Origin of the sequence: Streptomyces sp. NPDC007162 (genome assembly GCF_040634175.1) — a bacterium.
GTDB lineage: Bacteria > Actinomycetota > Actinomycetes > Streptomycetales > Streptomycetaceae > Streptomyces.
Map to the genome: position 1 here is coordinate 1 of NZ_JBEYFC010000515.1, position 6,251 is coordinate 6,251.

Sequence of the window (6,251 nt, forward strand, 5' to 3'; positions counted from 1 at the left end):
TGACCACATGGCCCTGTCCCTGCGCGGCCGGGTGCTGCCCGCTTCCGACCGCCGGGTGCTGGCCGCGTTCGCCGCGCAGGCCGCCGTCGTCCTGGACCGCCAGCGCCTGCAGCGCGAGGCCGACCGGGCCAAGGAACTGGCCGAGGGCAACCGGATCCGCACCGCGCTGCTCGCGGCCGTCAGCCATGATCTGCGCACCCCGCTCGCCGGGATCAAGGCCGCGGTGTCCTCGCTGCGCTCCGACGACGTCCAGTGGTCCGAACAGGACCGGGCGGAGCTGCTGGAGGCCATAGAGGAGGGCGCCGACCGCCTGGACCACCTCGTCGGCAACCTCCTCGACATGTCCCGCCTGCAGACCGGCACCGTCAGCCCCATCGTCCGGGAGACCGACCTGGACGAGGTGGTGCCCATGGCGCTGGGCGGAGTGCCCGAGGACGGCGTGGAGCTGGACATCCCCGAGACGCTGCCCATGGTGTACGTGGACCGGGGACTGCTGGAGCGGGCCGTCGCCAACGTCGTCGAGAACGCCGTCAAGTACAGCCCGCCGGGGGAGAAGGTCCTGGTCGCCGCGAGCGCTCTGGCCGACCGGGTCGAGGTACGGGTCGTGGACCGCGGACCCGGTGTCCCGGACGAGGCCAAGGAACGCATCTTCGAACCCTTCCAGCGGTACGGCGACTCGCCCCGGGGCGTCGGCGTCGGCCTCGGTCTTGCCGTGGCCCGGGGCTTCGCCGAGGCCATCGACGGAACGCTCCACGCGGAGGACACCCCGGGTGGCGGCCTCACCATGGTGCTGGCGGTGCCGACGGCACCGGAGCGCGAGCGGCCCGAGCAGCCGGGCCTGCCGGCGCCGGCGACCTCCTGAGAACCAGGGGCATGGCGATGTCGAGGCGGCGCTTCATGCCGCCGGAGTAGGTGGCGGCGGGCTTCTTCGCGGCCTCGGTGAGGTCGAAGCGCTCCCGGAGCCCGGCGACCACCCGCCGGCCCTCCGCGCGGGGCGGGTGGTGCAGGTCGGAGAACTGGCCGGTGACCCCGAGCGCGGCGCGTACCCCGTCCGAGAAGCGCGAACACGGACCCGGAGGCGATGTACATGTCGATGCCGTCGAGAACGGTCTTGTCGCCGTACGACTTGCGCAGACCGACGGCGGAGACGGCGGCGGGCGACTGCGGATCGCCGACCGACTGGGTGTGGGCATGACAGATATGCCCAGGGAATCCTCCCGTTCGGTGAAGTGACCGGGGGAGCGAGTGAGTTGGCGGGCGGGTGGTCAGAGACGGGAGCGGCTGACGTCGATGTTGCCCCAGTTGGTCCGTGCCCGGACGGTGACGGTCTCCTCGGTCTGCTCCGGGGCCTCGGAATCGGCGAGCGTGTTGCGCACCTGCCCGCGGTTGGAGCTGACGTCGAGCCAGGCGGCAGTGCCTTCGTGGATGCCGATTTCGATGGAGCCGTTGGAGGTCTCCAACTGGATCTCGCCGCGAGCGACTTCGGCGACCCGGAGGGAGCCGTTGGTCGCGGTGCCGGTGACCGATGCCCCGGCGCGCGTGATGTCGATCGCGCCGTTGGTCCCGCTCACCCGCAACTCGCCGGTCACCGTGCCGACGGTCGTGGTGCCGTTCGAGTTCTTCAGGACGGCGGGGCCATCGACGAGGCCGACGCGCACGTTGCCGGAGCTGGTGGTGATCTCGGCCGCCCCCTCGACCCGGTCCACGACGATCGAACCGTGCGACAGGGCCAGGTTCAGCGGGCCGGTCGTGTCGAGCCGGACGTCGCCGACCGAGGTCTTGACCCGGACCTCGCCGAGCCGGCCCTCACCGAGCACCTGGGCCCAGGGGCCCGTCATGTCGATGTGCGACCCGGTGGGCAGTTCGACCGTCACGTCGACGACTCCGCTGGGCCCGAGCATGCGCCGCTCCTTCGTCCGGACGGTCAGCACACCGCTCGCGTAGGAGACCTCGGTCTGCTCGGCGGCCCGCACATCCTTGTCCCGCTTCGGGTCGCGGGGCCGCGCGTGAACCACGGTGTCGAGCCGGTCGCCCGCAGTGAAGAGGATGGAGCCGGCGCTCACGTGGGCGGTGACCGAAATGGGTTCGGGTGTGTCGAAAGAAGGCATGGCTGTCCCGTCCTCTTGAGTGCTTGGGTCGTCCCTGCAGGTGGAACGTGGTGTGGGTGAAGTGGTGCGATGCGACGTGCTGTTCGGGGCGGGCGCTGCTAGCGCACCCAGCCCTTGAAGCTCTGTCCGACGGTGCGGGTCCGCTGCGGTGTTCGCGGCTGCGTGCCGCCCTCGACCGCGGCCGATACGGCCCGCACCAGCCACGCGTTGACCGACAGCCCCTCGCGGCTCGCGGCCTCCTCGGCCCGCGCCTTGAGAGGGGCCGGCAGGCGCAGGTTGACCCGAGCGGTGCCGCCCTCGTCACCTTCGGCGGGCACCGGCGCCCTGATCGGTTCGACGGGCGCGTCGCCCGCTTCCGCATAGCCGCCACGGGTCGGCGGCAGTGTCACCACGAAGTCGGGGTCGAGCCCGCGCAGCCGTACGTCGACCGAGCCGGGGGCGAGTTCGCGGGTGATCTCGTCCATCGCGGCGGAGAGCACGTTGAGCATGGTCAGCCGGGTCGCCGACTCCAGTGGAGCCGTCAGCCGCTCGGCCAGCTCACGGGCATCGTCCCCGCCGGCTTCGGCGGCCACCGCGAGTTCACGGCGGAGGGTGTCGACATACGGGGTGAGGTCCATGGCCACATAGTGGCACCATGATGGTGCCATTCGCAAGCCCCAGTGGCGTCACGGGTGGGTCGTCCCTCGCTTCCCCGCTCTGAACTGTGCAAACGCGGTGGTGGGGCCTTTGGGTAGTGGTGGCGCCATGCATGTTCGCGCGGCGCCGAGTGCAGAAACGGCGCCAAGATAGTGCCATGTGGTGCCAGTAGGCGTCATTCGGTGCCATGTGATGCCGTGCGTGCCTCGGGCGTCGCGGGTGACCAAGGGCAAGGAGTCCTTCGGTCTTGGCTGGGGGGACAAGCTCCCGGCCCCGACCGTCAAGGACCGCACCGCCTCCTGCACCGACACCGACCACCGGGGGCGGAGAGCAGGTGGGTGCCCCGTCGTGGATCGTCGGCGGTCCATCCTGTCCAGCGGTGCCAGGCGGCCCAGCCGAGGAAGGGATCGACAGCGGCAGCATCCCATCGGCCGGCGTCACGTACGGCGAGTCGGTCGCGCGGGACTCCGTCGGCGGCGTCGACCAGGCAGACCGCGATCCCGTCCAGCGGTGGCTGTCCTGTCAGCAGCAGGTCGATCCCGCGGCTCTGATATGCCAGCGCGCAACACACCCAGTGTTCGGTCATGCGATGTCGCCACCGGCGATCGGCACGCTCCGGCACACCGAACTCGTCGAAGTCGTGTACGGCGACCTGCCTTTCCCTGACGACCCCTCGATCCCGGTACTGGTTACTCTCCATGTTGAACGAGCACCTGTCGCGACAGTGAGGAAGCCTGGGTCGGGGCCGGCGGGTCTGAGGTTGGGGAGCGCCAGCCGAAGCGGTGCGGGTTTCATTCTCCCCAGATTCTCCCCAGCGGCCCTGGGCGGGGCTTCAAGCGGTCGCGGACGCCCCCATGACGCCCTGACGCAGGCTCTGGGTGATCAGTTACTCAGAGCCAGTCCTTCCGCTTAAAAATGAAGTACAAACTGGTGCATACGATCGCCATCAGGACGATTGCAAAGGGGTACCCCCACACCCAGTGCAACTCCGGCATCTTCCGGAAGTTCATCCCGTAGATCGTCCCGACCAGCGTCGGCGCGAACAGAATCGCCGCCCAGGAGGAGATCTTCTTGATCTCCTCGTTCTGTTCGAAGCCCGCCTCTGCCAGTGCGCGCATCTCCGCGTTCTGCTGTTGGGTGACCAGGGTCGCGTTGACCGTGAGGATCTCCGTGAGGGCTGTGCGGAAGCCGTCGACGCGTTCGCTGGTGTGGGTGACGTGGTCGGCCACGTCCCGCAGGTAGCGCTGGAGTTCCTCGTCGGTCTCGTACTTCGTGAAGCCCGCCATCAGGCCGTGCAGCATGCCCACGAGGGGGCGGGTGGCGCGCTGGAACTCGACCGTCTCGCGCGAGAGTTCGTAGATACGGCGGGAGACTTCCGGGTCGCCTCGGAAGACCTCCGTCTCGATCTCGTCGATGTCGTTCTGTACGCCCGCGACGACCGGGGCGTAGCCGTCGACCACCGCGTCGAGTATGGCGTAGAGAACCGCCTCCGGGCCGAGCTTGAGGAGGTCGGGGGAGTCCTCCATGCGGCGGCGGACCGCGGAGAGGTCGGGGGCCGCGCCATGGCGGACCGTGATCACGAAGTCCGGGCCGACGAAGACGTGCAGCTCGGCGAAGTCGACCTCCTCCGGCGCGTCCAGGTAGCGGGCCGCACGCAGGACGACGAACAGGGTGGCGCCGTACCGTTCCAGCTTCGGCCGCTGGTGTGCCTCCATCGCGTCCTCCACCGCCAGCGGGTGCAGCCCGAACTCGGCCGCCAGGGAGAGGAGTTCGTCGGAGGTCGGGCGGGCCAGGCCGATCCACGCCATGCCCGCGGGGTGCTCGCGCAGTTCGCGGTACGTCTGCGCGAGGGTCGCCGGGGTGGACACACGCACGCCGTCCCGGTACAGCGCCGCCTCCACGACGCTCGGCTGCTCACCGGGCGCCGCGGACCCCGGCCGCGGCTGCTCGGCCGTGTCCGGCTCCGGCGGCAGCGCGCGTCGCCAGACGGACCTCCTGGCGCTCCGGCCGTTCCTGCCGTTCCCGGAGTTCTTCGAGACCGGACTCGGGCGTCGCTCGGACATCACGGCCGCCTCTCGGTGGAGCCTGTATCGGCGTGATCAGTGAGTCTCGGTGCAGGATATACGGGGCGTACGCGGGGGAGCGGGGGCGGTCAAGGAAGGGTGACGACGGTACGGCGAGCGATGCGGACAGGTGCTGTCCTACTCCGCCGCTAGCGTGCCCCTATGACGAAGAAGCCGTCCGGCCCGGTCCTCGGTGCCCGCGCCCTCAACCGCGCCACCCTCGACCGCCAGCTCCTGCTGCGCCGCTCGACGCGGTCGGCGCAGGAGGCCGTGGCGCACCTCGTCGGGCTCCAGGCGCAGAACGTCAAGCCGCCGTACTACGCCCTCGCCGCCCGTCTCCACGGCTTCGTCCCCGCGCGGCTCGCCGAGCCCATGGCCGACCGGGAGGTGGTCCGGATCGTCACCCTGCGGTCGACCCTCCACACCCACACCGCCGACGACGCCCTCACCCTGCGGCCGCTCGTCCAGGCGGCCCGCGACCGGGAGCTGACCCACTTCCGCGCGGGCCTGGCCGGCGTGGACCTGGACCGCCTCGCCGTGCTCGCCCGGGAACTGGTGGAGGCCGAACCGCGCACCATGGCCGAGCTGCGTACGGCCCTGAGCGCCGAGTGGCCCCACGCCGATCCGCGGTCCCTCGCCGTCGCCGCGCGGTGCCGGCTGCCGCTCGTCCAGGTCACCCCGCGCGGAGTGTGGGGGCACAGCGGGCAGGTCGCCCTCACCACTGCCGAGCACTGGCTGGGCCGCCCGGCCGAACCGACGCCCGCCCCCGACGCCACGGTCCTGCGCTACCTCGCCGCCTTCGGCCCCGCCTCCGTCAAGGACATGCAGACCTGGGCCGGGCTGACCCGGCTCCGTGCCGCGTTCGAACGGCTGCGCCCCCGGCTCCTCACCTTCCGGGACGAGCACGGAGCGGAACTCTTCGACCTGCCCGACGCGCCCCGCCCCGACCCCGGAATCCCCGCCCCGCCGCGTTTCCTCCCCGAGTTCGACACCCTCCTGCTCGCCCATGCCGACCGCACCCGTGTCGTCCCGTCCGAGTACCGGGGCCGGGCCTGGCGGGGCAACCAGGCCTTCCGCACCCTGCTCGTGGACGGTCTTCTGGCGGGGGTGTGGCAGTTGGAGGAGGGCACCGCCCTGGTCATCGAGACCTTCGGCCGCCTGAGCCGGGCCGAGCGCGCCGACGTCACCGAGGAGGCGGAGCGGATGCTGGCCGCCATGCACCCCGGTAGCTCGTACGACATCCGGTTCGGGACGGTCGTCCGTGGATAGGGGGCGCTGCGGGCTGCTCGTGGTAGCCCGCAACGCCCCCCGGTCACTCACCTGAGGGATGCTCAGGAGACTTCTGGGGCCGTCGAGGCGGGCGCCGGTGCGGCCGGGCCGGTCGCGCAGCAGCGCGAGTGCGCCGGTGACGGCGAGGATCGCGATGGGCACGTTGACGTACAGG

Annotated in this window: 5 protein-coding genes and 1 pseudogene; 2 read left to right on the plus strand and 4 right to left on the minus strand. The window is 71.1% G+C overall.

Annotated features, from left to right (window positions below; translation table 11 throughout):
* Positions 1–862: ATP-binding protein (locus tag ABZ646_RS37755; RefSeq protein ID WP_360529568.1), on the plus strand; the 862-nt coding region annotated here is incomplete at its 5' end.
* A 1-nt stretch (position 863) separates the two neighbouring features.
* Here the strand turns inward: ABZ646_RS37755 and ABZ646_RS37760 are convergent.
* The 4 genes and pseudogenes from ABZ646_RS37760 to ABZ646_RS37775 form a co-directional block, all read right to left on the minus strand.
* A pseudogene (locus tag ABZ646_RS37760) lies at positions 864–1,193 on the minus strand (ABC transporter); the annotation flags it as partial.
* Positions 1,194–1,265: 72 nt separating this feature from the next.
* Positions 1,266–2,108 (minus strand): DUF4097 family beta strand repeat-containing protein, encoded by an 843-nt coding sequence (locus tag ABZ646_RS37765; protein ID WP_360529571.1) that lies wholly within the window; start codon positions 2,106–2,108, stop codon positions 1,266–1,268.
* A 98-nt stretch (positions 2,109–2,206) separates the two neighbouring features.
* Positions 2,207–2,725 (minus strand): hypothetical protein, encoded by a 519-nt coding sequence (locus ABZ646_RS37770; RefSeq protein WP_360529574.1) that lies wholly within the window; start codon positions 2,723–2,725, stop codon positions 2,207–2,209.
* Between the two features lie 909 nt (positions 2,726–3,634).
* Positions 3,635–4,807, minus strand: a complete 1,173-nt coding sequence (locus ABZ646_RS37775; RefSeq protein ID WP_360529577.1) for a magnesium and cobalt transport protein CorA — start codon at positions 4,805–4,807, stop codon at positions 3,635–3,637.
* A gap of 162 nt (positions 4,808–4,969) precedes the next feature.
* Here ABZ646_RS37775 and ABZ646_RS37780 point away from each other — a divergent pair, with 162 nt between their 5' ends.
* A complete protein-coding gene (locus tag ABZ646_RS37780; protein WP_360529580.1) occupies positions 4,970–6,076 on the plus strand; it encodes a winged helix DNA-binding domain-containing protein in 1,107 nt (368 codons plus the stop codon).
* Positions 6,077–6,251 lie beyond the last annotated feature (175 nt).